This is a genomic window from Streptomyces sp. AC627_RSS907, assembly GCF_019049165.1.
Map to the genome: position 1 here is coordinate 1 of NZ_JAGMUE010001364.1, position 650 is coordinate 650.

At 70.9% G+C, this 650-nt stretch carries 1 protein-coding gene; it reads right to left on the reverse strand.

All coding sequences use genetic code 11. The features are described 5' to 3' along the window. The coding region (locus KUM32_RS41945) for a YihY/virulence factor BrkB family protein (RefSeq protein WP_217146857.1) at positions 1 to 650 on the reverse strand (650 nt) is incomplete at both ends.

Here is a 650-nt window from a genome sequence, read left to right on the forward strand (position 1 = left end):
GTATGTAGCCGCTCAGCAGTGTCTTCAGCAGCTCGAAGCCGATCGCGCCGATGAGCGCGGCGACGATGACGGCGCGGCGGGGCGGGGTGACGCCCGGCAGCCAGGTCAGGACGTAGCACAGCAACAGGAAGTCGGCGCCGACCGCGGCGGCGAACGCGGCCAGCCGCAGCAGCCAGCTCCCCACCCCGTCCTCGGGGATGTCCAGCTTCGATGCCGCCCAACCCACCGCGGTGACCGCGAACGTGGAGACGGCGAACGAGCCGAGGGCCACCCCACCGAGGCCCAGTAGGATGCCGCCGTCCTTGAGCTTGCGCGCCACCACGTTGTCGTGTTCGTCGTCCAGCTCCCACACGGCCCGCAGACACTCGCGCAGCGAGCCGACCCAGCCGATGCCGGTGAACAGCAGCGCCGCACCCGCCAGGACCCCGACCGTGGCCGCGTTCTCCACCAGCCCGCTGAGGTCGAGCTGGCCCGAGATGCCCGGCACCTGGGCGGCCAGCCTCTCTTCCAGTTCGCGCATGCTGGCGTCGCTGAGCACCGCGGCACCGATGGCCGCCCCCACCGTGATCAGCGGAAACAGCGCGAGGAAGCTGATGAAGGTGATGGCGGCGGCCAGCCGCGTCCAGTGAACCCGCTCCAGGGTCTCGTAC